Source organism: Ellagibacter isourolithinifaciens (genome assembly GCF_008831035.1).
Lineage (GTDB): Bacteria > Actinomycetota > Coriobacteriia > Coriobacteriales > Eggerthellaceae > Ellagibacter > Ellagibacter isourolithinifaciens.
In genome coordinates this window covers 1-26,388 of the sequence record NZ_WAJR01000018.1, presented here as the reverse complement: position 1 = coordinate 26,388, position 26,388 = coordinate 1, and the positions used below count along the sequence as shown (strand labels likewise).

The window sequence follows — 26,388 nt, the reverse complement described above, 5'->3', positions numbered from 1 at the left end:
GCAATTAGGTCCTGTAATCTCCGTTGATGGTTACGTAATCATGCGAGAAGTCGCATGTCCACATGGTGGTTTCGCACGTGCCGGCGCCGAGGTTCACGTCGATCGCGATCTCCGGCGCCTCGAAACGTCGCAGCGCCTCGTCCTCGTCGAAGGCGACGGTGAGCCCGCCTCGGCAAACAGGCATGCCCATGATGTCGATGGACACATCCTCCTGGCGAAACGCCGCACCCGAGCGCCCCGCAGCTGCGGCGATGCGGCCCCAGTTCGCGTCGTGGCCGTAAATGGCCGTCTTCACGAGCGGCGAGTTCGCGATGGTGCGCGCAGCCGCATCGGCGTCGGCGTCGGTGGCGGCGCCCGCGACATGCACGGTCACAAGCCTCGTGGCGCCCTCGCCGTCAGCGGCCATCATGCGCGCGAGGTTCGTGCACACTTCCTTATATGCGGCGGCGAGCGCACGGTAGGCGGGAGTTCCCGGCTCGATGGGAGCCGCACCCGGAGCCGCAGCCCCGCTCGCGAGCGTGACGCAGGTGTCGTTGGTCGAGGTGTCAGAGTCGACGGTGATCTTGTTGAAACTCACACCCACGGCGTCGCGCAGGATCTGCGAGAGATGGGCCGCGGCGATGGGAGCGTCGGTCGTGACGATGGCGATCATGGTGGCCATGTTCGGCATGATCATGCCCGAGCCCTTCGACATGCCGCCGACGGTGAAGGTGACGCCGTCGAAGCCCAGTTCGTCGCCTGAAAAGCTGACCGCGTATTCCTTCGGGTGCGTGTCGGTGGTCATGATTGCGCGCGCCGCGGAGGCCCCGCCTTCGCGGCTTGCCTCGGCGAGCGCTTGGGGGACGCCCGTCTTGAAGGGGTCGAGGGGAAGATGCTGCCCGATGACGCCAGTCGACGCGACGAGCACCTCCTCATCGGTGCAGCCCACAGCGTCGGCGGTGATGCGCGCCATCTCGCGGGCATGTTCGAGTCCGGGGACGCCCGTCGCGGCGTTCGCGATGCCGGAGTTCACCACCACGGCGCGCGCGGTGCCATAGCTCGGGGCGCCCGTACCGCCATCGGAGAGATGCTCCCTCGAGATGATGACGGGCGCGGAGCAGAAGATGTTCTTCGTGAACGTGCCCGCTGCCGCGCAAGGCTCGTCCGCGACGACGAGCGCGAGGTCGCGACGCTCAGGTTCCTTGCGGAAACCCGCATGGATGCCGGCAGCCTTGAAGCCGAGAGCACTCGTAACGCCTCCGCCCTCGATCTGGGTGAATACTGTCATGTCGATTCCTTCCATCGGGTTTTACACCCCCACGGCAAGCGAGGTGAGGCCTTCGGTCTGATCGAGGCCGAAAATGATGTTCGCGCACTGGACGGCCTGGCCGGCAGCGCCCTTCCCCAGGTTGTCGATCGCGCCGATCGCGATAATCATGCGAGCTTCCGCGTGATAGGCGACGCCCACCTGCGCGCGCGCCGTTCCGGCGACCGATGCGGTTTTGGGGAGCTTACCTGCAGGAAGCGCCTCGACGAGCGGGGAATTCGCGTAGAAGCGCTGCTGGATGGCGGCGAGTTCTTCGGGATCGGGAGCGTCGGCGCCCTTCGCGAGCGGCATCTTCACCGTGGAGAGCAGGCCGCGGTTCATGGGAACAAGATGCGGCGTGAACACGAGCCTGCCGGGGGCAAGCCCCAGGATTTGCGAGATTTCCGGCGTGTGACGATGCGTTCCCACCCCGTAGGCTTCGACGCTTTCGTTCGCGAAACAGAAATGCGTGCGCTCGGTGGCCTTCTTGCCCGCCCCAGTGATACCCGAGAGCGCGTCGACAATGACGGTGGCGCCCTCTTCGACGAGCCCGGCGCGCAAAAACGGCGCAGCGGCAAGCGAGGTCGCCGTAGGATAGCAGCCCGCGCAGGCCACGAGCACAGCTTCCCCTGCCGCTCGACGCGCCGCGGCAGAGGCGAGTTCGTCGCCCGTGAGCTCGGGCAGGCCGAAGGCGGCCTTTGCGAGAAGGTCGGTGGAAGTGTGCGCCACCTTGTACCACTTCTCGTAGATTGCGGGGTCTTTCAGGCGGTAGTCGGCGGACAGGTCGACGACCGTGGTGCCCGCGGCGATGAGTTCTGGCGTCATCGCGAGGGACGCCGTGTGAGGGACGGCGAGGAAGGCTACGTCGAGGTCGGCAAGCACGCTCTTATCGTGCTTGGAGAAGACGAGGTCGCTCGCACCCGCGAACGCGGGGTATACCTCGGCGAGCGCGCGCCCGGCGAGCGCGTCTGAAGTGATCGCGCACAGCTCGAAGCTCGGGTGCCTCAGCAAAAGGCGCGTGAGTTCCGCACCTGCGAAGCCAGCGGCCCCAACGATACCGGCTTTAATCTTCATAATGTCGATTCCTTATCGAATTGGTTCCCGCGCCTGCAGATATGCGAACAACGAGCCCGGCCGTCAGCGATGCTAGCTGCGGCGATGCACGCGATACGCATAGAGCGAAGCGCACGGACAATAGTAATGAAAGGGGGTTCCCGTCCAAAGAGGACGCGAAAAAGTTACAGAGAAGAAACGCGCGAAGCGGCACGGCGCGAGGCTTTGCCGTCGCGCAAAGGACGTCGTCGGGACATGACAGCAAAAGAAGCGGCGAGCGCCTTGCTATTCAGAATGCCCAAGTTCACGATTCGTCCTCGTTTTCGATACATGCCCAATTCTGTCGCCGCAACGTGCTACGATGTGCGGCGAAATTATTTTATACAAACCCGCTGGGGTTTGCACCACTTTTTTAGGCCAAGGAGCCAAACCATGAATGAACAGGCCAGTGACCAGGCATCAGACGCGCAAAATTCCCCCGTGAACGGTATGGAGATGTACGATCGCAACGTCGACGCAATCGCGGCGTTTATCGAAAGCGGGTGCATAGCTGACGAAGGCGCGCTCGGCATCGAACTCGAGCACATCATCGTTCGCGAGGACAGCTCGCCAGTGAACTACTCGGGCGAAGACGGCATCCAGAGCGCGCTCGAGGTGCTGCGCGCCGATTACCCGCAAGCAACCTACGACGCTGAGGGCGACCTTTTGGGCGTAGCGCGCCCCGGCGAGGCGGTGACCATCGAACCCGCCGCTCAGGTGGAACTTTCCGCAGGTCCTTTTCATGAACTGGCCAGCGCGAAAGCGTGCTTCGAGCAATTTGAGGAGAAGCTTTGCGGCGTGCTCGCGCCGAAGCGCGCGAAACTTGCGAAGTCGGGCTATCATCCCACGGCGCGCGCGACGAGCCTGGAGCTTATCCCCAAGCAGCGCTACGAGTACATGAATCGCTACCTCGGTAGCGTGAGCCCCTTCGGGCCCTGCATGATGCGAGGAAGCGCATCGACGCAGGTGAGCATCGACTACACGAGCGCCGACGACTGCGTGCGCAAGTATCGCGTCGCGAGCGCGCTCTCGCCGGTCCTGTCGCTTATCTGCGACAACTCCCCCATCTTCGAAGGTGCGCCGCGCACTCACCGCATGGTGCGCACCGAGATTTGGCAGCACTGCGATCCCGAGCGCTGCGGCATCGTGCCGGGCGCTGTCGAGGGCTCGTTCACGCTGCGCGATTATGCGCGCTGGGTCTACGACACGCCGGCGATTCTCGTGCCCGACGGGCAGGGCGGCTGGCGCGAGGATTCCCGCCGCTTCAGCGAGATTTATGCTGAGCGTCCCATGAGCCGCGCCGAGGTCGAGCACGCGCTGTCGATGGTGTTTCCCGACGTGCGGCTAAAGACTTACCTCGAGATTCGCCCCGCCGACGCGATGCCCGTGCCCTACGTTGTCGCGTACGCCGCGCTCGTGAAGGGAATTTTCTACTGCGAGGAGAGCCTGACGCGCGTGGAGAGGCTTTTCGAGGGCATCGCGGCAAACGACATCGAGCAAGCGAAGAACTCGCTGCAGGAACGAGGCTATGCGGGCGAGATCTACGGCAGGTCGGCAGCCGAGTTCGCCGACGAAGTGATGGCCGCCGCACGAGCTGGGCTTTCCGACAACGAGCGAGGTTTTCTCGAGCCGCTCGAGAAACTCGTCGCCGCGCGAACGACGCTCGCCGATCGGGAATAGCACGACGCATTGCGAGGCTCGGGAATCAGGCGCAGCGGCCGGTGGCCTTGGCCGCGCACTTCAGATAGACTGACAGCTAACGCTTTTCAGACCGAGAGGAGATGTGCTTCATGAGCAATGAAGGCAAAAAGGTGAAGACCCACTACAAAGGCACGCTCGACGACGGCACGCAGTTCGATTCGTCCTACGACCGCGGCGAGCCGCTCGAGTTCACTTGCATGGCAGGCCAGATGATCCCCGGCTTCGACAAGGCTGTGCGCGACATGGAGGTTGGCGAGACCAAGACAGTTCGCCTCGAACCCGCCGAGGCATATGGCGAGCACAACCCGGCGCTCGTGCAGAAGATGCCGCGCTCGAATGTTCCCAATGCCGATCAGCTGCCTATAGGACAGACCATCTACCTGCGCTCGGGCAGTTCGGCGCCCTTCCCCGCACGCGTTGTGGAAGTGACCGACGACTCCGTTAGTTTCGACATGAACCACGAGTTGGCAGGCCAGGCGCTCACCTTCGAGATCACCCTGGTGGAAGTCGCAGACTAACCGCCGCACGCATCGCGAGCCCGAAAGCCCCGCATCCATCCGCTTTTGCGAAGGACGCGGGGCTTTCTCATTTTATGTAGTTCCTAACTGTAACCTTGAGCAAGGCGCCACGAGGCGCGCATTCCCGTCCATCTGCCCGACGGCCCCACCCTCACGTGAAGCGGGCGCGTCTACTTGATGCGAGATTGCAAATCGCCGATTTTCGTCTTCGCCCTGGAATAATGATAGGCGCCGATGCCGACGAAGCCGGCCGCTACAACCGCAATCGCATAAGTGACTACGCTCGCCGCAACCGTCTCGGGGTCGAACATGCCGTTCGCTACCAAGACCTGGCGGATGATCAGGAACAGCACGAAGATAATGATGCCGCCTGCCGTCTGCATGAAGCCGCGCGTTTTCTTTTGCTCGAGCTCGGCGATTTCCTCGCGGAGCTTGCGCTCCTTCTTGCTCATTCCCTTTGCCATTTCCCACTCCTTAAGGCATCGCGGCGGCGCAATGAGGCAAAACCAGCGCTCGACGCGAGCGAACTACGAAAATAGTGCTAACCAGTATAAAGCAAGCGTCCAGAAATCAGCGCGCTTCCCGTTACCGCTTGCGAGAATCGTGTCGTAGCCCCCATCTGGTGCGAAGCCTAACAGGTTGGCAGGCCCACGATGAGGCGCAAAAGCATAACGGGCCTCCCTCCGTACGAGGAAAGCCCGTCAAGGTGAAACGCAAAGCAAGGCGCATCACGAAACGCACTCCAACAGCGCGAGTTGCAAGGTACGCACGCCGCGCAGCCGTCGTACGAAAAGCGGTCGCTTAAGCCTTCACCGCCTCGCACATACCTGCAGGCACGCCGCTGTTCTTGGTGGCGTCGTAGCCCTCGAGCTCTTCCTTGTCGATTTTCTTCACCATGGAGGCGTCGTAGCCGAGCTCCTTCAGCGAGTTCAGCGCCTTCTCGGCATGAACCTGCTCGAGCGGTTTGCGACCAAACGTCCAGTTGTAGATGAAGAAGGTGAACAGCGCGGTGATGGCAAGGCCGGCGACCGCAAGCAGGAACGATCCCAGGTGCACGCCGGCGCCTGCGAGGTTGCCCGCAGCGAGCTCGATGCCCACGTTGAACATGTTGTAGCCGCCGACCGTGATCATGACGGAGAAGCCCTCGCCGGAGAAGTTGGCGAGCGCACCGGAAATTCCAAAGGGCGCGAAGATTGCGCCCAACATCCATGCCGTGATCAGGATGTGGAGCGGGGTGACCTTCTTGGTGACCTTCTTCAGGCACACGAACAGAATCTGGAAGAACGCAGCAAGCAGGCCGCCCACGAGGAACGCGTACACAAACAGCATGCCGCCCTCGGTCTTTGCGACGCCGAGGTTGTTATTGAACCCGACCGTGCCGCAGATCCAGCCAATCACGATGCAGATAGCGGCGAACAGCACGTTGAACCACACGACGAACCACACACAGTTCCAGATGCACTTGCCCATCTTCTCGTTGTTCTTCGTCCAGGGACCCACGGCCTTCATGCCGACCGCCATCGCGAAGCCGGAGAACGGGAGCAGCGCGCCGAACGTCGCCCATTCCTCGACGTACTGATAGCACGCAAGGCCGCCCAGGATGCAGCCGATCACGCCCATGCTGATAAGCGTAGCGCCGCCCATGAAGAACGCCATCGGCGTGCCTGCGAGCACGGTCTGCCAGAACGTGAGGATCGCCTGGGCGATGAGCGCGAAGGTGCCGCCCACCAGGAAGCTGTAGATAACTGTCTTGTATGGTTTCATGACCATCCCCTTCAACTATTCTTTTGACTCCACATCGCGCGAATGCGCAAAAACAGACACGCTTTCCCTCAAAAGCGTGAACATGCGCACGATAGACTACCCGAAAGCGCGCAATCGACCTCAACCCGCAGGGTCGAATCGACGGGTTGACTTGGCCGTGGGCCCTGAAGCGAAAGGACGAATTTGCCCTGAGGGCATGAGAAAAGGACTGAACAGATAAGCGAATGGGGAACGCGAAAGAAAAGCGGACGAAGGGGAAAGCCGACGCGCCTCCTACCCGGGCGGCTTCCCTGCACACGCAAAGGGGGCCGGCGGCGTAATAGCCGTCGACCCCCTTGTTGCGCAAGCGCCGCCTCGCGTCTGTTGGACGCGGTAGCGTCTTTAATTCCCTGCAGCCCTTGAAGCTTGGTATTCCTCCACGAGCTTCTTCGTGACGTCGGCAGGCGCCTGCTCGTAGCCGTTGAGCTGGATGCTGTACGAGCCCGAGCCGCGTGTGATCGAGCGCAAATCCTTCGTGTACTTCACGATCTCGGCGTAGGGCACGCGCACGATGATCACCGTCTCGCCCTCGTCGTTGGAGTCGGTGCCGACGATGCGGCCGCGGCGCGTGGAGATATCGCCCATAACCGGACCCGCATAGTCCTCGCCCACCGTGATCTCCATGTCGGCCATCGGCTCGAGCAGCACAGGATCGGCCTGGTCGCACGCGGCGCGGAAACCGATGCGCGCGGCGGTCTTGAACGCCATCTCGTTGGAGTCGACGGAATGGTAGCTGCCGTCGAACACGGCGACCTTGATGTCGACCATCGGGTACCCAGCGAGCACGCCTTCCTTCATGGTCTCCTGCACGCCCTTATCGACCGCGGGAATAAGGCCGCCGGGGATAGCGCCACCCTTAATCTCGTCGACGAACTCGTAGCCCGCCCCCGGGTTCGGGGAGATGCGCAACCAGCAGTCGCCGAACTGCCCGGCACCGCCCGTCTGCTTCTTGTGACGGCCCTCGGCCTCGGCGGTCTTGCGGATGGTCTCGCGATACGGGATGCGCACCGTCACGAGGCGAACCTCAACGCCCGTCTGCTCCTTACAGCGGGAAACGAGCATGTCAACCTGTGTGTCGCCCATCGCGGTGAGCACGGTCTGATGCGTTTCCTCATTGCGCTGGATATGAATCGACGGGTCGTTTTCCGCCGCGCGGGCAAGGAACGTCCCGAGCTTGTCCTCTTCCTTCTTGTTGACGGCCTCGATCGCGACCGGGTACTGCGGCACCGGCAGCGGCAGCGGATCGACGGCAATCTCGCCGGTAAGGGAAATCGTGTCGCCCGTGCGCGTCTCGGCAAGCTTCGGCACGACGATGATGTCGCCCGCTTTCGCGCTCTTCACGTCAGTGGCTTCCTTGCCCATCATGACGTAGAGATGGCCAAGGCGCTCCTTCTTGCCCGTGCGCGCGTTGATGAGCTCCATGCCGGGCTCGAGCACGCCCGAGAGCACCTTAAGGAAGCTCAAGCGGCCCACGAACGGGTCGGAGAGCGTCTTGAAGGCGAAGGCCGCAGGGCGGTTCGTCTCGTCGATGGGGATGGAGGTGCCGTCGGCCATCTGGAAGCGGCCGTGGCTCCTTGGGTGCGGGAAGTAGGTGCAGATGTCTTCCATAAGCCCCTGAATACCCTGCTTGATGATGGTGGAGCCCACGAACACGGGGATGAACAGCTCCTGCGCGATGGCCTTGTCGAGCAGCGACTCGAGCTCGTCTTGCGTGAGCTGCTCCTCGCCTTCGAGATACTTCATCATAAGCTCGTCGTCGGCCTCGGCCACGAGGTCGCACAGCTTGTCGCGGGCCGCCTGCGCAGCATCGGCGAACTCGGCGGGAATGGGCTCGATGCGCTCGGAGTCGTCGCCCTCGCCGAAGTAGCGGGCTTCCATGCGGATGATGTCGATGACGCCCTTGAAGTCAGCGTCTTGCCCGATGGGGATGGTGACCGGGCCCAAACGCGAGCCAAAACGCGCGTGGAGCGTCGCCATGGCCATGTCGAAGTCGGCATGCTCGCGGTCGATATGGTTGATGAACACGGCTCGCGAAAGGCGCATTCCCTCGGCCTCGCGCCACAGCTTGGTGGTCATGACCTGTGGGCCCGCAACGGCGTCGACCACGAAAAGCGCCATTTCAGCAGCTTGCATGGTGGACAGCGTGTCGCAGATGAAGTCGGGGTGACCCGAAGTGTCGAGCACGTTGATCTTGTAGTCCTTGTACGGGATGGGGGCGATCGAGGTGCCGATCGTGAACTTGCGCTTGATTTCCTCGGCGTCGTAGTCGAGATAGGACTTGCCGTCGTGTGTCGTACCCATGCGCGGGGTCTTGCCGGAGACGTAGAGCATCGCCTCAGCGAGCGAAGTCTTCCCCGCGCCGTCTTGACCCACCAGGACGACATTGCGCACGTGCTCAGTGGCAGGAGCTGCCATTTTGACCACCAACCTTTCGTTGCGTGGCCGCGCCCGAAAGAGCATCTTTGAGGCACAACCACTTTTAGTCTTGCACACACAAAGAACCGCTTGGTCAAGCCGACTTCGGCTTGCGTTGTAACCAGTGTAACGTACTTTCGTCCTTTTTCATCCGCTTGCCCCAAGATTTGCCCCGCACTTTGGAAAGCACTTGCATTTTACGGGGAAATGCGCGCTACACGCCCCCGCGTGAAGCCATAGGGGAAGTCGTGCGACTATTCTGCTCGCTTCATGCGGACGCTCATGTCGATGGGCTTGGCGGTGAAGGGCGCTGTGGTGGCCAGGCCGTCAACGCCCGTCGCAGCATAGGCCGCAGCGTTTTGCAGGTTGATGCCGCCCGCCGCGATGAGCGTGAGATGAGGGTCGATCGCGCGCAGCTCGGGCACGAGCGCTGCCAAATCGTCCACCGGCAGCTTGTCGAGCTGGATGCCGTCAACGCCCGCTTTCGCGAGGCGACGCGCCTCGTCGGGTCCCGCCTCCACGAACAGCTTCTTCTCCACGCAGCGGCCACGAAGGGCGGGAAGCGCCTCCAAGAACGCCTCGAAGCCGCCCATGAAGGTGATGTGATGGTCGAACACGAGCACGGTCTCGGACGCGCCCAAACGGTGTGGGAAGGCGCCGCCGCATGTAACCGCCTTCGTGAGCAGGTCTTTCACGCCCGGCATGCTCTTGCGCGTAGTGAGCACCTCGCATGCAGGGTTCGCGCTGTGCGCCGCGTCCACGATCGCGCGCGTCTTGGTCGCTACGCCCGACAGGTGATCGCACAGGTTGAGCGACACCTTCCACGCCATATGCAGCGCCGCCGCCGTGCCCTCCGCGCGAAGGAACGGCTCCCCCGCAGCGAGGCGCTCCCCCGAACGACGCGACCACACGACGCGCGCGCCCGTCTTTCCGAGCACGCGGGCGGCCTCCTCCACACCGGCAAGCACGCAGTCTTCGCGCGTGAAGTACTCGATTTTCCCCGGTTCCTCGCCGATGCCAAGGACTTCGGTCGTAAGATCGATATAGGGCATGTCTTCGAGAATGAACTGGTCGATGCGGCCATCGGGAATGAACACGTTCATGAGGATCCTTTCCATTTGCCGTTGCGACGCGCTGGCCGCAACCCGCTGATTCGGCCGTCCCGCCGGTCGAAGCGGGACAGAATAGCGGAACGAGCCACCCGACGTCCCGCACCTTTGGTTCAACTTCAAGCCTAGACTTAGGCGCCCGCACATTCAACCTAGCGTCTCGATGGGAATTATCCCTCAAGCGCCATAATCCGAAAAACTCGCACGGCCTTGCTCGTAAACGTCGCCATTTTCTCGAAATAAGACTAAAAATGCGTCTTGCGGGCTTTTGCCCTTTTACGCCTTCTTAAGGCAAAACGGAACGCATTGCCTACTGTCCGACACGGGCCAAGGGAAACCCATATGACAACCAAGGAAGCTGTCCCGAAATCGACGCAATCGAAAAGGAATCCGCTGACATCGGCGTGCCCGACGACATCCGCGACGACGCCGCTTCTGCTCGTGATATACCGCTTCTTCATCGGCGTCTTCGTAGGCGCCGACTACCCCATCGCGACCTCGCTCATCACCGAGTTCACCCCCAAGCACCACCGCGCGATATCCATGGGCATGGTCTCGGCGGCGTGGTATTTGGGCGCTACCGTGGCTGCAGTCGTCGGCTTCGCTTTGTGCGACGTCGATGGCGGATGGAGGCTCATGCTCGGCTCCGCCATCATCCCCTGCGTCTTCCTGCTGATCGGCAGGTGCAAAGTCCCCGAGTCGCCCCTGTGGCTGAAAAGCAAAGGACGCCACGAGGAGGCGCGCCGCGTGGTGTTCCGCGTGTACGGCGCCGATGTCATCCTCGTGGACGAGGAAGAGGAGCCCAAGCACAAGGCCGGCTTTGCGGAGGTGTTCTCGAAAGGCTACGCCGCGCGTATCGTGTTTTTGGGGATTCTCACGTTGTGCCAGGTCGTTCCCATGTACGCCATCTACACGTTCGGTCCGCAGATTATGACCGCCTTCGGCCTGGGCGTCGGGAAGAGCGCGATCTTGGGCGAGAGCGTCTTGAGCCTGTTCTTCCTAGTGGGGTCCCTACCCGCCATGTTCTGGCTGAACTCCATGGGAAGGCGGCCGCTTCTCATCCGGTCGCTGTTCCTCATGGCCGTGGGCCTGTTGGCGCTAGGGCTGTTCCCCACCGCGCCCTTCTCGCGATGAGAGGGGCGCTCCCGCTTTGTGAGCAGTTTGCCTTAGAGCTCGGAGATGATGCGCTTCGTGCGAGCGGAGACCTCGGCCTTCACCTGCTCGAGATCGATACCCGGGAAAACGCCGTCGCGATAGACCACCTCGCCGTCGCACATGGTGAGCACGACATCGGAGCCATGGCCTGAGAACACGATGTTGACCTCGGGGTTCGTCATGGGGCACCACGAAGCGCCCGTCGTGTCGAGCACCGTGAGGTCAGCCTTCATGCCCACCTTCACAAGCCCGCAGTCTTCGCGACCCTGCGCGAGAGCTCCCCCGCGCGTGGCAGCGGCGATGACCTGCTTGGGCGAGATGATCGCGGGATCGAGCTCATGCCCCTTGTAGATCGTGCCCATAAGATACATGTCCTGGAACAGGTCGTGGTTGTTGTTCGAGGCCATGCCATCGGTGCCGAGCGCCACATTCACACCCGCATCGAGAAGCTTCTGTACGGGCGCGAACCCGCTTGCGAGCTTCATGTTGGAGGCAGGGTTCAAGGCCACGGTCGCGCCGCGCTTAGCGAGGATCTCGATGTCCTTGTCGTCGACCCACACGCAGTGCGCCGCGATTACGGGCACGTCGAACACGCCGATGCTCTCGAAGTACTGCACGGGCGTGAGGCCGTCGTGGCGGCCCTTGCATTCCTCGTGCTCGCTTTTCGTCTCGGAGATGTGGATATGGATGGGAAGACCCGCTTCCTTTGCGACCTTCCCGATATCGGTACAGGTGATAGGGTTGGATGTGTACTCGGCATGGATGTTGTAGTCCACGCGGATACGCCCGTCCTGCGCGCCATGGTACTGCTTGACGATGCGCTCCATCTTCTCGCACATGGGGTATTCCACAAACGGCTTCGGCTCGAAGTAAAGCACGCTCTCGCAGACGTTCATCTTCATATGGGCCTCGCCCACCGCCTGCACGCGCTCGTCGGTGGCATAGTACATGTCCGACGCGCTGACCGAGCCGTAGCGCGCCATCTCGGCAAGGGCGAGCTTGGTCGCCCAGTAGTTGTCTTCGGGCGTCATCTTCCCCTCGAAGGGCCACACGAGGTTGTTGAGCCATTCCTGCAGGGGCACGTTCTCCGCGTAGCCGCGCAGAAGCGTCATCGGCAGGTGTGTGTGCGCGTTGTAGAGCGCCGGCATGAGCAGGCGACCGCAGCCGTCGTATACCTCGCCGTAGTCGGCAGCGTTTTCAGGTGCGGCGTCGCCAATATAGTCGATCGTGCCGTCCTTGACGCCCACCCATTGATGGGCCTGGTAGTCAAGATTCTCGTCGAGGATATCGATGTCGGTGAAAAGCACGGGGATGCTCCTCTCTGTTCGTTTTCAATGGCACCTATTATAGGACTGCATCTAGTAATGCGCGAGCCTCGATGTCTTTCTCGGGAAGTCATGAGGAGCCACTTCAAGAAATATTTTAACGCAGATAAATAATAGGAAATCAATTAATCTGCGCTAAAATATTGTTGAAAGGCATTCTATAAGAAAGGTCGATTATGCGTCGCAAGGCAGACAGGCTCCTTAAGGAATGGCGAGACAAGGCTGATAGGAAGCCCCTGTTAGTCAAAGGCGTTCGGCAATGCGGCAAGACCTATCTGCTCAGAACATACGCGCAGACCCTTTTCGAGTCGGTCGTCTACGTCAATCTCGAGAACGATCAGTCGGCGCGGGCGGACTTTTCGGGCGGTCTCGACCCCTATTCGATTGTACGCGCGATTGAGGCGCGAACAGGGCAGCGCATCGTGCCCGGCAAAACCTTGCTGTTCATCGATGAGGTCCAGGCATGCGAGGAAGCGCTCACTTCCCTTAAGTACTTTTGCGAAGATGCCCCCGAGTATTACGTCGCGGCCGCCGGGTCGCTCCTTGGGGTTGCCATTAATCATCAGTCGTATTCGTTTCCCGTCGGAAAGACTGATTTAATCGAAATGGCTCCGCTTGATTTCGAAGAGTTTCTTTGGGCGATGGGGTACGAGCGATTGGCCGACGAGATACGCTCGTCATTTGAATCAATGGACCCTCTTGCTCCGAGTCTTCACGACAAAGCGCTTGGGCTCTATCGGCAGTATCTTGTTGTTGGCGGGATGCCCGAGGCTGTCCAAACCTACGCTGAGGTTCAGTCGGTCATCGATGTCGCCGAAAAGCACCGCATCATTCTTGATGGGTATTCTGCTGACACCAATAAATATGCTGATGAACGCTTGAGCTCGAAAACGCGCGCATGTTTCGACTCCATTCCACAGCAGCTTGCCAAAGAGAATCGTAAATTCCAATACAAGGTGGTACGAGCGGGGGGCAACGCGTCCCTCTTTGGGGACGCTCTCGATTGGCTGGTGCTGTCGGGCACTGTGGTGCGCTGCAGCCTCGTCGGGCAAATCGAAAGTCCCCTGGAGGCATTCGTTAACCCCTCGTCTTTTAAAATCTATCAGGCGGATACCGGACTGCTCGTTTCCAAAGCCGGTGCTCAGCGAGCTGATGTTCTCGCCGGCATCGGCGGCACATTCATGGGCGCACTTACCGAAAACTACGTTGCCCAGCAGCTTTCGGCCATTGGCTATCCTCTGCATTATTGGACTCGCGACAATCGTGCAGAAATCGACTTTGTCGTAGAGAGACAGGGGTGCGTGTCCGCGATTGAGGTCAAAGCGGGCGAGAACACGCGATCTCGAAGCCTGTCCTCACTTAAAAAGAGCCATCCGGGCGTGCGCCTTATCCGGCTTTCGACTAAGCCCTTTGGAATGAACGATGGTCTCAGGTCTATTCCGCTCTATGCGGCTTTTTGTCTATAGAGCGCTATCCTGCTGTAACGCATGAAGCGTGGAGCGCATGCCCGCAAGAGGAGTTCGATTTTCGCCAGGACGGCTTCGGTCGAAACCACGCTTTCTACCTCCGCAACCCCGGTGGGATCATCCTAGAAATCATGCAGCCGCCAAATGATTAACGCGCACTGCGGATTGCCCGGGCGGTTATGGGCAATCCGCAGCTGATGAATAGGGGGTGGCAAGGGAGACTGGATGCAACTGGAATGACGGGACGGTAAAATCCTGTTTTTCATGCCATGGGTGTTGTGAGCGAAAGCAGCGATCAAGTAGCGAAGCACTTGGCCGATCGGCACTTTTGCATCATGCCGACGTCGACCGCATGATCGGCTCCCGTGATTTCAAGAGGCAAAACATATCGCTGGCAAAACTTCCTCTGCGCCTCCGGTTCGCAGATATGCCGAGTGGGGGCTTCGGCACGTACCCGACCGTCCCATCTCACATCGTTTTTGCGTTAGAGGGCCCACGCGGCGCTTTCGCGCTGCAGCTCCAACATACGGCGGTACCTGCCTTCGGGCTTTTCGCGTAACTCGGCCGGACTCCCCTGCTCCACCACGCGGCCGCCTTCGAGCACGACGATCTTGTCGGCGTTGTCGACCGTGCGCATGCGATGCGCGATGACGAGGACCGTCTTGCCTTGAAGCAACTCGGAGAGAGCAGCTTGCACCTGCGTCTCGTTTTCCACGTCAAGCGAAGCCGTGGCTTCATCGAGCAGCACGATCGGGGCGTCTTTCAGCAGGGCGCGCGCAATCGAGATGCGCTGGCGCTCGCCGCCGGAAAGCCTGCTACCGTTTTCCCCGATCAGCGTGTCGTAGCCGTTGGGCAAACGCTCCACGAACTCGTCGCAGCGGGCCGCCTTCGCCGCGGCGAGAACCTCCTCGTCCGTAGCGTTCTTCTTCCCAAGGCGAATGTTCTCACGCACGGTATCATCGAAAAGCACCACGTCCTGGAACACCTCGGAGAATGAAGAGAGCAGCGTTTCCGGATCGACAGTGGAGACGTCGACGCCGCCCACGAAGACCGCGCCGGAGCTTACGTCCCAAAAACGCGAAGCGAGCTTGACAGCCGTGCTCTTGCCCGAACCTGACGCGCCCACAAGCGCCGTCACCTGCCCTTCCCGCGCCGTGAACGACACGCCGTCCAAGACATCCTCGCCGTCAGCGTATGCAAAGCCCACGTCATCGAAAGCCACGTCGTAGCCCTGAGGCTCGAACGAGGTGCTACCTGTCTGAATAGGCTCATTCTCGATGGCGCGCATGCGCTTCAGGCTCAAGCTCATGTCCATCAGCTCGGCGACGGCCTGCAAGATAACGTTGATGGGATCGTAAACCCTCGTCACCGCCAACAGGTACACGAAGAACACGAGGAAGTCGACTCGTCCTGTCACGAGCAGCATCGTCCCCACCACGATGGCGGATGCGATTCCCAGGCGCAAAAAGCCTTGAGCGGAGCATACCGCCACGCCCATAGCCAGTTCGGCACCAATCTTCTCTCGCTCGAAACGATCGATGCGACGACCAAGATCGCTCTGAAACGCGCCCACCTTGTTGAGCGAGCGTATCTCGCGATGGCATTCAAGGTATTCCTGTAGCCCATCGACGAACGAAAGGGACGCCGCGTTCTTCTTCGCGGTATGCGACTTCTGGACGCGCGCGGTCAGAAGCAACGCCACGAGCGCTACGGGGATGGGCCAGAGCGCAGATGCCGCCAGCCTCCAGTCGAACGCGAACATCATGGCAGCGAATACCAGCGTCGAAGCGCCCATGCCGAAAATCTGCGGCATGGTGTGCGAGAACAGGCGCTCCTGATCGGAACAGTCCTTCATGATAACGCTTGTCAAGTCGGCCAAATCGCGCTTCCCGAAGAACGAGAGCGGAAGCAGGCGCAAACGCTCCGCGATGGCGATGCGCTTGCGAGCGCTTTCTTTGTACACCACCGTGTACGTCGCGCGATATTCCCACATCTGCGTGACGAACATCACGGCAAGTGCCGCCACGATGCCCACCACGTAGGGCGCCATGCTGGGCAGGCCGACAGCAGGTTCACCAAGGTACCTGACGAAATCGCTCGCGACGAAGTACAGCACCACGATGGGCAGCATCAGCATCAGGTTCGCCAGCGCGCAGAACCCGGCACCGCGCATGAAGTCCTTCATGCCCTGGTCGGTCAGGGCGAAAGCATCTTGAATCCTACGCCACACGGCTGCCACCCCCTTCGATCCTCCACATCGCGCTCGTTCGATAGTCTCGCCACATGCGCGCATACAGCCCGCCTTGCGCGACAAGCTCTTCGTGGGTACCCTGCTCCACGACAGAGCCCCGATCGATGACGAAGATGCGGTCCGCATTTGCGACGGTGGATAGACGGTGCGCGATCATGAGCACCGTCTTGTCTTCGCAAAGTGTCGCGAGAGCCGCCTGGATCAACGCCTCGTTTTCGGGGTCGGCGAACGCCGTTGCTTCGTCGAGAACCACGATTGGGGCGTCTTTCAGAATGGCACGCGCAAGCGCGATGCGCTGGCGCTCTCCCCCGGAAAGGTACACGCCCGCTTTTCCCACCACGGTGTTCACGCCATCGGGGAACTTGGCGATGATGTCGTCGCACTGTGCCGCATTGAGCGCCGCGAGCACCTCGGCATCACTCGCATCGGGGCGACCCGCACGTACGTTGTCCGCCAAGCTTCGCTTGAACAGCCGATCGTCTTGGAACACGAAGGAAACGGCGCCCATCAGCTCCTCGACGGGAATGCATCGCACATCCGCCCCGCCCACAAGAACGACACCCTCATCTGCGTCCCAAAAGCGCGGGACGAGCGACGCGAGCGTCGACTTGCCTCCGCCCGACGGCCCGACGAGAGCCACCGTCGCCCCGGCGGGAACGGAAAGCGATACGTTGCAAAGCGCCGGTTCCCTGGACCCCGGATACGAGAAGCTGACGCCCGCAAGCTCGATGCTCGCCTCCTTCGGATGAAGCGCTTCCGCAGGCTCCACCTCGTCGATGGGAGCGACCTCCATAATCGTGTTCATCCGCCGCAGTGCGTCTTCGGCGATCATGACGGCCTCCGACGAATACATGACCTTCGACATCATCGTTGTTGTCATCGCCGAGAAGAACGCATAGAACAGGAAGTCAATCAGGAAAGCCGGGAAATCAGGCGCGACGGCCGCAAGCGCAATGCCTGCAGGCACGAGCACCGCGAAAGTCGAGTTGATCGCGACCAACTGCACGACTTGGGGTCGTCGGCAATACTCGGTATAGTTCGTCGCCATGTCGCGATAGTCGATGACTGCCTCGTGGAATGCTTTGAACGAAAACACCGTCTGCTGGAATACCTTTACCACGGGTATACCACGAACGTATTCGGTTGCCGCAGCACTCATGCGCATGAGGGCCGCCTGGTAAAGCTCCATGAAATGGCGGCCACCCTTCGCATCCTCGCGGCCCATCATCCACCACATCGCGGCGAAGGAAACGGCGATGGGGACGAGGCACAGAAGTCCCATCCTCCAGTCGAACAGGAACGCCACGACGAAGAAGATCACCGGGGTGGCGAAAGAGCCAACGAAATCGGGCAGCTTGTGGGCGATAAGGTCTTCTGTCTGGCCCGCGCACCCGTCGATCACGCGGCGCATCTCCCCCGACGAGTGCACGCTGAAATATCCCATTGGGATCCGCGCCACGTGACGTACCATCGCCTTGCGCATATTTGCCGCAATGCGAAAGGCCGCCAGATGCGAGGCCATGAGCGCACCGAAATACACGATAATGCCCAGCACGGCGAACGCCACGGCAAGCACAGCCCACATCGCGGCCGATGATGCTTCGCTCCAGTTCGGGTACACCAAAACCAAGTCACGAACCACGAACCACACGCATACGAGGGGCATCACGGCGAGCGCAGCGTTCAGCACCGAAAGACCGCATCCCGCATACGCCAAAACCCGCCGCTTGCCAGCAAACCCCAACAGCTCGAGAATCGCGTTTTTCTTCTTGGCAGGACCTTCTTTCCCCACGTCCTTTCCCACTCCTGCTGTTAGAGTACCGTCTTCCCGGGTCATTGCCATATTTACCTCCCGGCCGTTAATCTACATGCCAAGCTTGGCAAAGTGCTTCGAGAACACCTTGGTACCGATGAAGCCGCCGACGAGGCCGCCAGCGATGGTGGCAGCGCCGGTAACGACGCCCATTGGGCTTAGAATCGAGTTAACGAGCGTTTGGCCGTACTCGAGGGTCATGCCGGCTTGAACGCACATCTCGGCATAGGCCTCGCCCATCATAAGGATGAGAGAGATCTGCCCAAGCCAGAAGCAGAACGTGAACGCGGCAAAGGCACAGATAAGCTTGGTCTTGGTGCGCTTCTGCGGATCGCCTGCGATAAGGTCTGCCACGATACCGCCCACAACAATGCCGACAGGACCGCTCCAGAACATACCCATCAGAAGGCCGACCGCACCAACTATAATGCCCATGATGGCGATCGCGCCACGCTTCGGGACGCGATAGGCCAGGTACATGAACACGGTACCAGCGAACAACGCGCCTACCGTGTGAGTAAACCAGCACAGGTTGGCATTCGCGCTAAAGATAATCGAGAACACCATGAACACTAGGAACAAAAGGATGCCGAACACGGCGATGAAGACGAAGTCCTTCGGGTTCAAGCCAGCACGCTCTTTTGCGACAGAACCAATTGTTGCTTTGCTTGCCATTGTGAAGCCTTTCTCTTGTTACTGCATTTCCGCAAACCCGAAATTGAGCTTCAACTTCGGAAGTGTTGCCTTGTTTAAGGGGAAGCGCTCGGCGATGCGCCCGTCTTCGATCAGGGCTATCTCGTCGCATGCCGAGCAGAGGAATTCATAGTCGTGCGAGACAACGCAGACAGCGATTCCCGCATCGCGCATGCGCGCGATCTGGGCATCTATTCGACGCATGTTGCGATAATCCAAGCCACTCGTAGGCTCGTCGAGAATCATCGCGCGGGCACTCGAAAGCAAGCCAGCAGCGATGGAAAGCCGTTGGCGCTCCCCACCTGAAAGGGAGAGCGGGTGCCTGTCGGCAAGACCTTCGAGAGCAAGCGCAACCTTTATTGCTGCAATCCGGTCCTTATTGCCTAGGCTGTCTTCCGCGCCATCCGAAGAGCACGCGCTTGCAAGCTCATCGTCGACCGTGCTGCTGAACAACTGGTATCCCGGTTCTTGCATAACCAGGTACACGCGCCCCGCCCGTTTCCTTGCGCGAAGCGGCACGTCGTCGACCTCGATCACCCCCGCCTTTTCCTTGAGAAGGCCGGCCATGCACCGGGCAAACGTCGTTTTCCCAGCCCCGTTGTGCCCCACAATACCGACGACACTACCCGAAAGGAGGCAGGAATCGAGACCGTTCAAGACCGCAGGCGCACCGCGGTAGCCAGCAACTACGCCGCTCATACGTACGATGGTTTTTCCGTAAGAAGGTGATCTGGAGGCATTCGATGCGACCGCGTCGCCCAATGACGACACCGCCACAACAGAGTCGATTTCAGCAAGAGAGGCGGCGCGCAGCCCCATATCGGTTCTCGTTTCAAACGGCATAGCAAGGAACTCTGCCGCCGCCCAGTCTCCTATAACCGAGCCATCGCTTATAACCACATAGCGGTCTGCAATGCCATCAAGCCACCACAGGCGATGCTCGGAGATAAGCACGGTCTTCCCCTGGCTCTTCAGAAGCGCAACCGTGCGCGCAAGATTCCGCATCGCATGCACATCGAGCGACGCGGTTGGCTCATCAAGCACGAAGATGTCAGGATGCACCGCATAGGCCGATGCCAGGATAACCGACTGCTTCTGCCCGCCGGAAAGCGCCTCGGTACCGCGCTCGAGCAGGCCCTCAATACCGAGCGTTGCCGCTGCCTGCGCCACACGTTCGACCATTTCCTCGCGATCGATTCCGAAGTTCTCGCATCCGAAGGCGATTTCCGAGGTCACGTCGAGATTGACGAACTGGCTACGCGGATTCTGGAACACCGACCCGACATGCGCGGAAAGCTCGCCCATCGTCCATGCGGAAACGGGTTTTCCCGCAACAAGCACCTCACCTTGAAGATCTCCTTCGTACATAAGAGGAATAAGCGCATTAACGAGGCGCGTGAGCGTTGTCTTGCCGCATCCGGACTGTCCGGTCACAACAACGCATTGACCGCGAGGGATCTTAAGCGAAACGTCACGAAGCGATGGATGGGAAGCGCCTTTGTAGCAAAACGTGCAGCCATCGAGCTCGATAGCATAGGGCGAAGCCTTCGCCGCGGCGGCATTTTCCATCATCAGAGCACCCCCGCTCTAAAGCAAGCGGAAAGTGCAAGGAGCGCCATCGCAGCGATAAGGCATGCGACGTCGACTGCGCATATCATCAGGCGGTAATACGAGGTGCGGTGCGCGCTCGCCCCTACACCGCGGACGACGACCGCGTTCCCCAGCTCGTCGGCAACCTGGCCTAAACGCGCGATCACGGGCACAAGGAAATGCTCGGCGGTCTTGGCGGGATGGCACACGACCGATTTCGGCGTGAGAGCGATGCCGCGCGTCTTCATCGCGTCGGCGACGGCGGAGAATTCGCGGCCCATGGTGGGGAGGAAACGAAACGCTACGCACACCGCCACCGAAACATTCGCGGGAACGCGAATCGCCTGCAGCGCGCAAGCGAGCTCGCCGAGACGCGTGGTTGCAATCATGTTGAAAGCGAACATGAAGGCGGGCAGAACATGGCGGTACATGAGAAGCGACGCCGCAAAGGGCGAAAGCAAGGTGCTTCCGCTCGCCACGAGCAGCTGCGCCGTCACGGCGAACAGCGCATAGAAGGCAAGCCAGCGCACAATCGCGGAGAAGCGGCGGCAATACGCCATCGCGGCAACGGTAAGCGCCAAAACGCCCATCTCGGCGAACAGGCTTTGCGAAAGCGCCATCTGTACGTTAATCATCACCAACACCGCAAGCGACACGCGCGGGTCGAGATGGCGCGGCGCGGCGTCGGCGGACAGCGAAGACCGCGCCTGCACTACCGCGCTCAAGGGCAAAGACGTTTCCATCGAAAGAGCCATGCAGTTTTCGTCCTTCTTCCTATCAGTTAGCCATAGGTGACTTATTCGCGATACAATAAAGCTCGGTGAAGCGATGCGAAAGACGGAACGGGAAGATGGAAAACGACGCCGAAAAGAAATCAAGTTCTACCGAAAAATCAAACGGAAGCTATGCCTCAGAACAGGGAAACCCGCTTTACGACATGTTCGTCACACAGCTTACGCGGCTGCACACCGTACGCGCGAAAGAAGCGATCGCACGCGGCTTCGGACAGGCAAACCTGGTGCGAAGCATCGGCGAGACATGGTTTGTCGACCCCCGATACGGCAAGGGCTCCTATTGGTTCTACCTCATGGACGGCGACACTATCGTCGTGTCGATGGACATCACGTACGAACGCGCCGTGGAGGCAGCCATAGAGACTGTTCCCTATCTGGGGTTCGGCCTCTATGAGCATGCAATGCCCGAGTATTGCTCGCCCGAGTGCGCCGGATCGAACTGCAAGCTCATAGGGCATGACTGGGATGGCGGCACCTACACAAGCTCGTTCGAGCCCGGCAAGCGGCTTTCATCGGCGTCGATCACCATTGCCCCCGAAGCGATGCACCGCTATGCGGACGCCTTGCGCTGCGACAAGGAGAAACTGCGTCGCACCATCGGGCGGCTCACCACGTCTGATGGCGTGCCCGGCTTACCCTCGGCGCTTCGAGGGCTTGACATCACCTACCCCGCCGCATCAGTAGCCGATGCGTATTATCACGCCAAGGTGATTGAATGCTTCGCGCTGCTGGCGAGCGGCATTCCCGAGAGGGACACGACAGCCGACGCCGCGCACATAAGCGATAAGGATTGCGTCGAATGCATCTGCTCTTACATCGATGGCAACCTATCATCCGATCTCAGCACGAAAACGCTGTGCAATATCGCCCATGTAAGCGAGGGGAAGATGATATCGGCGTTCCGCAATGTTCAGGGGGACACCCCGCAAAGATACATCCGCGCACGGCGCCTGGAGCACGGTCGGCGCCTTCTCCTTGATGGAAGTCGCGAAATCGGCGGAATCGCCAAAAGCGCAGGCTATCGCAACCAAGGAGCGTTCACCGACGCATTCAAGCGTGCCTACGGCACAACGCCGCGCGCCTATCGCAAAAGATTGCGCATCGAATAGGACAGAGCATCGCGCTATACCCCGCCACCCCGAAAACAAGTGGGAGCCGGCCATGCGAGCGACTCAGATTAGAGGGGCGATGGGGAACGAAGGCCAACCGCCGGCGACGCTACACTCGAAGGGATGCGCCGACGTGGCGATCGGCGTCGAGCGTTTGGCGAAGGAGCTGCCCGACCTCGCCTTCGTCCCCCTGCAAACCGAATGGCTCGACATCGCCGTCGCGAAGAGCCAGCGCACCGCACCGCTTGTGCGGGAAATTCGCAAGATTGCGGAAAGCGAGTCCTTCCGCAGCGCGATCGACGCAATCGAGGGCTACGAGGCGACGAGCACGGGAGCCATCGTCTACGAGAGCTAGACGCGCGACGCGGGTTGCAGGATCCGGGAGAGAAGACACACTTCTTCGATGTCCGCATTTGTCGATAGGTTTTCCCTATAGCAATTGCATAAATTCATGTATTTCCCGATTTCCGAGCGCGTGACTATACTTCACACCGACATAAACGCGGCGATAGCCAAAACGTCAAGTGCCGAATAAAAGAGGCACCGAGACGAGCCCGAGCAAGCATCCAACCGAAAGGCAGACAATGGCAGTGAACTATGGACCGAATCGATACGACGTCGTCGGCAGCTTCCTTCGCCCCGCGAAGCTGAAGAAGGCGCGCGAGGATTTCAGCGCAGGCGCAATCGACGCCGCAGCTTTGAAGGAGGTCGAGGACGAGTGTATCACCGACCTCATCGCGAAGGAGAAAAAGGCCGGCCTGCGCTTCATCACCGACGGCGAATTCCGCCGTGCGACCTGGCATCTTGACTTCATGTGGGCATTCGAGGGCATCGGCCACTCCACAACCGAAGACGGCCTGCCGTTCCACGACGAGGCCGCCAAGATCGACGACACCTATCTGACGGGGAAAATTTCGCTCGCAGGCGAGCATCCCTTCGTCGAGCACTTCCGCTTCGTCCAGTCCTTCGAGGACGAGAACACCACGGCGAAGCTGACGATTCCCGCGCCCGCGCAGTTCATCGAGCAATTCATCATGCCCATGAACCGCAAGGCGACCGACGCCGCATACGGAAACGACACTCTCCTAGAAGATGACATCGTCGCCGCCTACCTGGCATTCATCGAGCAGGTTCACGCCGTGGGCTGCCGCAACCTGCAGCTCGACGACTGCTCGTGGGGATGCCTTGTCGACCCGAAGGCGGAGCTTTTCTTCGGGACCGACCAAGCGGGGCTCGCGCGCATCAAGGAAACGCTGCTGCGCGTGAACAACCGCGTGCTCGACGCCGCGCCCGCCGACCTCTGCATCAACACGCACGTATGCCGCGGCAATTTCCACAGCACGTGGGCCTGCGAGGGCGGCTATGACGACGTTGCCGACGCACTGCTCGCGAACGAGCACGTGAACGCCTTCTTCCTCGAGTTCGACGACGAGCGCTCCGGCAGCTTCGCACCGCTTGCGAGCGTGCCTGCAGGCAAGAAGGTCGTGCTCGGACTTGTCACTACGAAGCGTGCCGAGCTTGAGGACAAGCAGGCCGTCATCGCGCGCATCCACGAGGCGGCGAAGTACGTGCCGCTCGAGAACCTCTGCCTCTCCCCGCAGTGCGGCTTCGCAAGCTGCGAGATTGGCAACAAGCTCACCGAGGAGCAGCAGTGGGCGAAGGTGGCGCTCGTGCGCGAGATCGCCGAAGAAGTGTGGGGCAACTAGCTAAGGCCTTCCACACACCGCGCGTGACCCCCGAGGGGGAGGGCCGACAAGCTCTCCCCCTTTTTGCGTTCTTTGCGCGAAACGCCTGCAAGAACGTTATTTTCCCCTATCCTTGAACACCGATGGCCCACGGGCGAGGAGCGCTCATGAAACTGCAGCAACTGAAATACGTCGTGAAAGTCGCCGAAGTGGGCAACATCACCGAGGCGTCGAGGCGCCTGTTCGTGTCCCAGCCTTCCATCACCGCCGCAATCCACGATCTGGAGCGAGAGATGGGCGTCGTCATCTTCGAGCGCACGAACAAAGGCGTCGTGGTGACATCGGAGGGTGAGACGTTTTTGGGATACGCCCGACAAGTGCTCGAACAGGCAGACCTTCTGGAAGAGAAATACAAGGGAGAGACGCAGCAAGTCCCCCATTTTGCCGTCTCCTGCCAACATTATTCGTTCGCCGTCAACGCGTTTGTCGACGTCATACGCGAGTTCAACGCCTTCCGCTACGATTTCACCCTGCGCGAGGAACAGACGCACGAGATCATCGAGGACGTCTCGCGCATGAAAAGCGAGCTGGGGATCATCTACCTCTCCAAGCGAAACCACGAGGTCATCGAGAAAATGCTGCGAAGCCAAGACCTTCTATTCGAGCCCTTGTTCACCGCCGAGCCGCATGTGTTCATCTCGAGCACTCATCCGCTTGCGGAACGCGAGTCGGTAACGCTCGACGACCTCGACGACTTCCCCTACCTTTCCTACGAGCAGGGAGATTTCAACTCGTTCTACTTCAGCGAAGAGCTGCTCAGCACGCTCGACCGCCGCAAGAACATCCGCGTGCGCGACCGAGCGACGTTGTTCAACCTGGCCGTGGGGCTGAATGGGTACACCGTGTGCAGCGGGGTCATATCGCACGAGCTCAACGGCAAGAACATCATCTCCGTTCCGCTGGACGTGGACGAGACCATGACCATCGGGATTATCACCCGCAGAAACACCACGCCCACGCGCTACGGGAAAGCCTACCGGGAAGCAATCAAACGCCACATCCCGCAAAGTTCGTAATTGCGACGAGTGGGAAAGCAGAATCGCAACGCAGCAGAAACGCGCGAACAGGAAGACGATATGAGTAGAACATTGTGAGCCCCTGCTTCATGTCGTCTTCCTAATGACCGTGGATCATAGGCTGATAATGGTCGTGCGTCATTTATACAACCGGCAGTTTTTCCTAAGTTGCCACATACATGAGAGGGGCTCGCAATGAACCATGTTACTTCAATCGGCCTGGATGTCCATGCCCGATCCGTTACAGCTGTCGCACTCGACTCGATCACAGGCGAGGTTCGGTCGCAGAAGTTCGGTTATTCGCCCGCGGAGATCGCAGGATGGATTCTTCAGCTTGACTCTCCCAAAGCGGTCTACGAATCCGGCGTGACGGGGTTTCATCTTGTGCGCGAGCTTCGAGAGATGGGCGTGGACTGCATAGTGGGCGCCGTGTCCAAGATGCACAAGCCCGCATCGGACAGGCGCAAGAAAAACGACCGCAACGATGCGGAGTTTCTGGCGCGCCAGCTCATGGCGCACAACATCGTGGAGGTGTTCGTGCCCGACGTCGAGACAGAGGGCGCCCGCAACCTCTCTCGTGCGCTCGAGGACGTCCGCGACGACCTCACCCGCGCCAAGCACCGCCTCACCCATCTGCTCATCCGGTGGGGATATGCCTGGAACGAGTTTAACGAAGATGGAAAGCGCCGAGGCAGCTGGACCCATGCGCACTGGGAGTGGATCCGGGGAATCGAGCTTCCCGACGCTGCCGCTCGAGAGTCCCTCGACTACTACATCTCCGAGGTGCGCCATATCGAATCGCAGAAGAAGGCCATCGAGAAGAGAGTGGCCCAATGCGCCTCAGGGCCTCGCTGGCGGGATCGCGTTGAGGCGCTCAGGTGCATGAAGGGAATAGAGACCGTGACGGCGTTCGCGCTCACGGTCGAAGCCGGCGTGTTCTCCCGCTTCGACTCGGCGCGCGCCTTCGCGAGCTGGCTTGGGCTCGTCCCCTCCGAGCACTCGAGCGGAGAGCGCGCCTCCCGGGGCGGCATCACCAAAGCCGGCAACTCTCACTTGCGGAAGCTGCTCGTGGAGGCATCCTGGCACTACACCCGCGCCACGAAGGAGCGGAAGCGCTCGCTTTACGACGAGAGCGTTCCCGCTTCCATATCGAACCATGCGGCAGTCGGTGTCAAGCGCCTTGTGGAAAGGCGCCGCCATCTATCTTGCGAGCTGCGCAAGCGGCCTGTGGTCGCAAACGTCGCTACAGCGCGCGAGCTGGCTTGCTGGATATGGGCGCTCGGGCGCATGAGCGAAGGAGCGCTCGCGTAGGGGGAGCGATGGCAATCCCATAACGGTCATTCCCCGCGGCTTCTTCCATATCGACTGGTCGTTGGATGCAATCCCAGATCTGTTTTTGAGCAGCGGGACGACCGCCATGCTCGCCGAAAGATTCTTCTTGTTAGAAGGTGCGCGCATCCAGCCGTAGCAACGAAATGCGAAGCCAGGGCGGCCGACATAGACGGGCG

General features: G+C 60.5%; 21 protein-coding genes. 9 read left to right on the top strand and 12 right to left on the bottom strand.

Features of this window, described 5'->3' with window-relative positions; all coding sequences use genetic code 11:
- Positions 1 to 4: 4 nt before the first annotated feature.
- Positions 5 to 1,267: a bifunctional glutamate N-acetyltransferase/amino-acid acetyltransferase ArgJ gene (gene argJ, locus F8C90_RS07535; RefSeq protein WP_158049906.1), complete on the bottom strand. Its 1,263-nt coding sequence runs from the start codon at positions 1,265 to 1,267 to the stop codon at positions 5 to 7.
- Positions 1,268 to 1,288: 21 nt separating this feature from the next.
- Positions 1,289 to 2,359: an N-acetyl-gamma-glutamyl-phosphate reductase gene (gene argC / locus F8C90_RS07530; RefSeq protein WP_158049905.1), complete on the bottom strand. Its 1,071-nt coding sequence runs from the start codon at positions 2,357 to 2,359 to the stop codon at positions 1,289 to 1,291.
- A 411-nt stretch (positions 2,360 to 2,770) separates the two neighbouring features.
- Here argC and F8C90_RS07525 point away from each other — a divergent pair, with 411 nt between their 5' ends.
- On the top strand, positions 2,771 to 4,057 hold the full coding sequence (locus tag F8C90_RS07525; RefSeq protein ID WP_246155848.1) for a glutamate-cysteine ligase family protein: 1,287 nt from the start codon (positions 2,771 to 2,773) through the stop codon (positions 4,055 to 4,057).
- A gap of 110 nt (positions 4,058 to 4,167) precedes the next feature.
- Positions 4,168 to 4,596 carry an FKBP-type peptidyl-prolyl cis-trans isomerase gene (locus F8C90_RS07520; RefSeq protein WP_158049904.1) on the top strand — a complete coding sequence of 143 codons (429 nt, stop codon included), beginning with the start codon at positions 4,168 to 4,170 and terminating at the stop codon, positions 4,594 to 4,596.
- Between the two features lie 170 nt (positions 4,597 to 4,766).
- Here the strand turns inward: F8C90_RS07520 and F8C90_RS07515 are convergent, their stop codons facing one another.
- The 4 genes from F8C90_RS07515 to modD all read right to left on the bottom strand — a co-directional run bounded on the left by F8C90_RS07515 (position 4,767) and on the right by modD (position 9,932).
- Entirely contained in the window at positions 4,767 to 5,060 is a 294-nt protein-coding gene (locus F8C90_RS07515; protein ID WP_158049903.1) for a hypothetical protein, read from the bottom strand.
- Positions 5,061 to 5,397: 337 nt separating this feature from the next.
- Positions 5,398 to 6,360 (bottom strand): SpoVA/SpoVAEb family sporulation membrane protein, encoded by a 963-nt coding sequence (locus F8C90_RS07510; protein ID WP_170264600.1) that lies wholly within the window; start codon positions 6,358 to 6,360, stop codon positions 5,398 to 5,400.
- A 381-nt stretch (positions 6,361 to 6,741) separates the two neighbouring features.
- Positions 6,742 to 8,814, bottom strand: a complete 2,073-nt coding sequence (gene fusA, locus F8C90_RS07505) for an elongation factor G (RefSeq protein ID WP_170264599.1) — start codon at positions 8,812 to 8,814, stop codon at positions 6,742 to 6,744.
- A gap of 254 nt (positions 8,815 to 9,068) precedes the next feature.
- Positions 9,069 to 9,932 carry a ModD protein gene (modD, locus tag F8C90_RS07500; protein WP_246155847.1) on the bottom strand — a complete coding sequence of 288 codons (864 nt, stop codon included), beginning with the start codon at positions 9,930 to 9,932 and terminating at the stop codon, positions 9,069 to 9,071.
- Positions 9,933 to 10,265: 333 nt separating this feature from the next.
- Here modD and F8C90_RS07495 point away from each other — a divergent pair, with 333 nt between their 5' ends.
- A complete protein-coding gene (locus F8C90_RS07495; RefSeq protein WP_158049901.1) occupies positions 10,266 to 11,057 on the top strand; it encodes an MFS transporter in 792 nt (263 codons plus the stop codon).
- A gap of 32 nt (positions 11,058 to 11,089) precedes the next feature.
- Here F8C90_RS07495 and F8C90_RS07490 read toward each other — a convergent pair whose 3' ends face one another.
- Entirely contained in the window at positions 11,090 to 12,385 is a 1,296-nt protein-coding gene (locus tag F8C90_RS07490; protein ID WP_158049900.1) for an amidohydrolase, read from the bottom strand.
- Positions 12,386 to 12,579: 194 nt separating this feature from the next.
- On the opposite strand from F8C90_RS07490, the gene F8C90_RS07485 reads away from it, so the two are divergent.
- Positions 12,580 to 13,869: an ATP-binding protein gene (locus F8C90_RS07485; protein WP_158049899.1), complete on the top strand. Its 1,290-nt coding sequence runs from the start codon at positions 12,580 to 12,582 to the stop codon at positions 13,867 to 13,869.
- 484 nt (positions 13,870 to 14,353) lie between these two features.
- Here F8C90_RS07485 and F8C90_RS07475 read toward each other — a convergent pair whose 3' ends face one another.
- The 5 genes from F8C90_RS07475 to F8C90_RS07455 are packed head-to-tail and all read right to left on the bottom strand — an operon-like array spanning position 14,354 to position 20,971.
- A complete protein-coding gene (locus tag F8C90_RS07475; RefSeq protein ID WP_425481730.1) occupies positions 14,354 to 16,054 on the bottom strand; it encodes an ABC transporter ATP-binding protein in 1,701 nt (566 codons plus the stop codon).
- A gap of 34 nt (positions 16,055 to 16,088) precedes the next feature.
- Positions 16,089 to 17,924 (bottom strand): ABC transporter ATP-binding protein, encoded by a 1,836-nt coding sequence (locus F8C90_RS07470; protein ID WP_246155845.1) that lies wholly within the window; start codon positions 17,922 to 17,924, stop codon positions 16,089 to 16,091.
- 60 nt (positions 17,925 to 17,984) lie between these two features.
- Positions 17,985 to 18,608 carry an MptD family putative ECF transporter S component gene (locus F8C90_RS07465; protein WP_158049897.1) on the bottom strand — a complete coding sequence of 208 codons (624 nt, stop codon included), beginning with the start codon at positions 18,606 to 18,608 and terminating at the stop codon, positions 17,985 to 17,987.
- Positions 18,609 to 18,626: 18 nt separating this feature from the next.
- Complete coding sequence (locus F8C90_RS07460; protein WP_158049896.1) at positions 18,627 to 20,198, bottom strand: ABC transporter ATP-binding protein; 1,572 nt, start codon at positions 20,196 to 20,198, stop codon at positions 18,627 to 18,629.
- Positions 20,198 to 20,971, bottom strand: a complete 774-nt coding sequence (locus F8C90_RS07455; RefSeq protein WP_158049895.1) for an energy-coupling factor transporter transmembrane component T — start codon at positions 20,969 to 20,971, stop codon at positions 20,198 to 20,200. The genes F8C90_RS07460 and F8C90_RS07455 overlap by 1 nt, the downstream gene beginning before the upstream one ends.
- 95 nt (positions 20,972 to 21,066) lie before the next feature.
- Here F8C90_RS07455 and F8C90_RS07450 point away from each other — a divergent pair, with 95 nt between their 5' ends.
- From F8C90_RS07450 to F8C90_RS07430, 5 genes are all read left to right on the top strand, one after another.
- Positions 21,067 to 22,119, top strand: coding sequence for a helix-turn-helix domain-containing protein (locus F8C90_RS07450; protein ID WP_158049894.1), 1,053 nt, complete (start codon positions 21,067 to 21,069; stop codon positions 22,117 to 22,119).
- A gap of 79 nt (positions 22,120 to 22,198) precedes the next feature.
- On the top strand, positions 22,199 to 22,474 hold the full coding sequence (locus tag F8C90_RS10955) for a substrate-binding domain-containing protein (RefSeq protein ID WP_170264598.1): 276 nt from the start codon (positions 22,199 to 22,201) through the stop codon (positions 22,472 to 22,474).
- 229 nt (positions 22,475 to 22,703) lie between these two features.
- Positions 22,704 to 23,825, top strand: coding sequence for a 5-methyltetrahydropteroyltriglutamate--homocysteine S-methyltransferase (locus F8C90_RS07440; RefSeq protein WP_158049892.1), 1,122 nt, complete (start codon positions 22,704 to 22,706; stop codon positions 23,823 to 23,825).
- A 146-nt stretch (positions 23,826 to 23,971) separates the two neighbouring features.
- Complete coding sequence (locus F8C90_RS07435) at positions 23,972 to 24,880, top strand: LysR family transcriptional regulator (protein ID WP_158049891.1); 909 nt, start codon at positions 23,972 to 23,974, stop codon at positions 24,878 to 24,880.
- Between the two features lie 195 nt (positions 24,881 to 25,075).
- A complete protein-coding gene (locus F8C90_RS07430; RefSeq protein WP_158049890.1) occupies positions 25,076 to 26,191 on the top strand; it encodes an IS110 family RNA-guided transposase in 1,116 nt (371 codons plus the stop codon).
- The last annotated feature ends 197 nt before the right edge of the window (positions 26,192 to 26,388 follow it).

What these genes read in the sequence shown, in the direction of transcription:
- modD (WP_246155847.1), bottom strand. Translation starts at nt 9,932, where the DNA reads ATGGAAAGGATCCTCATGAACGTGTTCATTCCCGATGGCCGCATCGAC.
- F8C90_RS07485 (WP_158049899.1), top strand. Translation starts at nt 12,580, where the DNA reads ATGCGTCGCAAGGCAGACAGGCTCCTTAAGGAATGGCGAGACAAGGCT.
- F8C90_RS07520 (WP_158049904.1), top strand. Translation starts at nt 4,168, where the DNA reads ATGAGCAATGAAGGCAAAAAGGTGAAGACCCACTACAAAGGCACGCTC.
- F8C90_RS10955 (WP_170264598.1), top strand. Translation starts at nt 22,199, where the DNA reads ATGGGGAACGAAGGCCAACCGCCGGCGACGCTACACTCGAAGGGATGC.
- F8C90_RS07430 (WP_158049890.1), top strand. Translation starts at nt 25,076, where the DNA reads ATGAACCATGTTACTTCAATCGGCCTGGATGTCCATGCCCGATCCGTT.
- F8C90_RS07455 (WP_158049895.1), bottom strand. Translation starts at nt 20,971, where the DNA reads ATGGCTCTTTCGATGGAAACGTCTTTGCCCTTGAGCGCGGTAGTGCAG.
- argJ (WP_158049906.1), bottom strand. Translation starts at nt 1,267, where the DNA reads ATGACAGTATTCACCCAGATCGAGGGCGGAGGCGTTACGAGTGCTCTC.
- F8C90_RS07510 (WP_170264600.1), bottom strand. Translation starts at nt 6,360, where the DNA reads ATGAAACCATACAAGACAGTTATCTACAGCTTCCTGGTGGGCGGCACC.
- F8C90_RS07450 (WP_158049894.1), top strand. Translation starts at nt 21,067, where the DNA reads ATGGAAAACGACGCCGAAAAGAAATCAAGTTCTACCGAAAAATCAAAC.
- F8C90_RS07460 (WP_158049896.1), bottom strand. Translation starts at nt 20,198, where the DNA reads ATGATGGAAAATGCCGCCGCGGCGAAGGCTTCGCCCTATGCTATCGAG.
- F8C90_RS07525 (WP_246155848.1), top strand. Translation starts at nt 2,771, where the DNA reads ATGAATGAACAGGCCAGTGACCAGGCATCAGACGCGCAAAATTCCCCC.
- F8C90_RS07435 (WP_158049891.1), top strand. Translation starts at nt 23,972, where the DNA reads ATGAAACTGCAGCAACTGAAATACGTCGTGAAAGTCGCCGAAGTGGGC.
- F8C90_RS07465 (WP_158049897.1), bottom strand. Translation starts at nt 18,608, where the DNA reads ATGGCAAGCAAAGCAACAATTGGTTCTGTCGCAAAAGAGCGTGCTGGC.
- F8C90_RS07475 (WP_425481730.1), bottom strand. Translation starts at nt 16,054, where the DNA reads ATGAAGGACTTCATGCGCGGTGCCGGGTTCTGCGCGCTGGCGAACCTG.
- F8C90_RS07515 (WP_158049903.1), bottom strand. Translation starts at nt 5,060, where the DNA reads ATGGCAAAGGGAATGAGCAAGAAGGAGCGCAAGCTCCGCGAGGAAATC.
- F8C90_RS07495 (WP_158049901.1), top strand. Translation starts at nt 10,266, where the DNA reads ATGACAACCAAGGAAGCTGTCCCGAAATCGACGCAATCGAAAAGGAAT.
- fusA (WP_170264599.1), bottom strand. Translation starts at nt 8,814, where the DNA reads ATGGCAGCTCCTGCCACTGAGCACGTGCGCAATGTCGTCCTGGTGGGT.
- argC (WP_158049905.1), bottom strand. Translation starts at nt 2,359, where the DNA reads ATGAAGATTAAAGCCGGTATCGTTGGGGCCGCTGGCTTCGCAGGTGCG.
- F8C90_RS07440 (WP_158049892.1), top strand. Translation starts at nt 22,704, where the DNA reads ATGGCAGTGAACTATGGACCGAATCGATACGACGTCGTCGGCAGCTTC.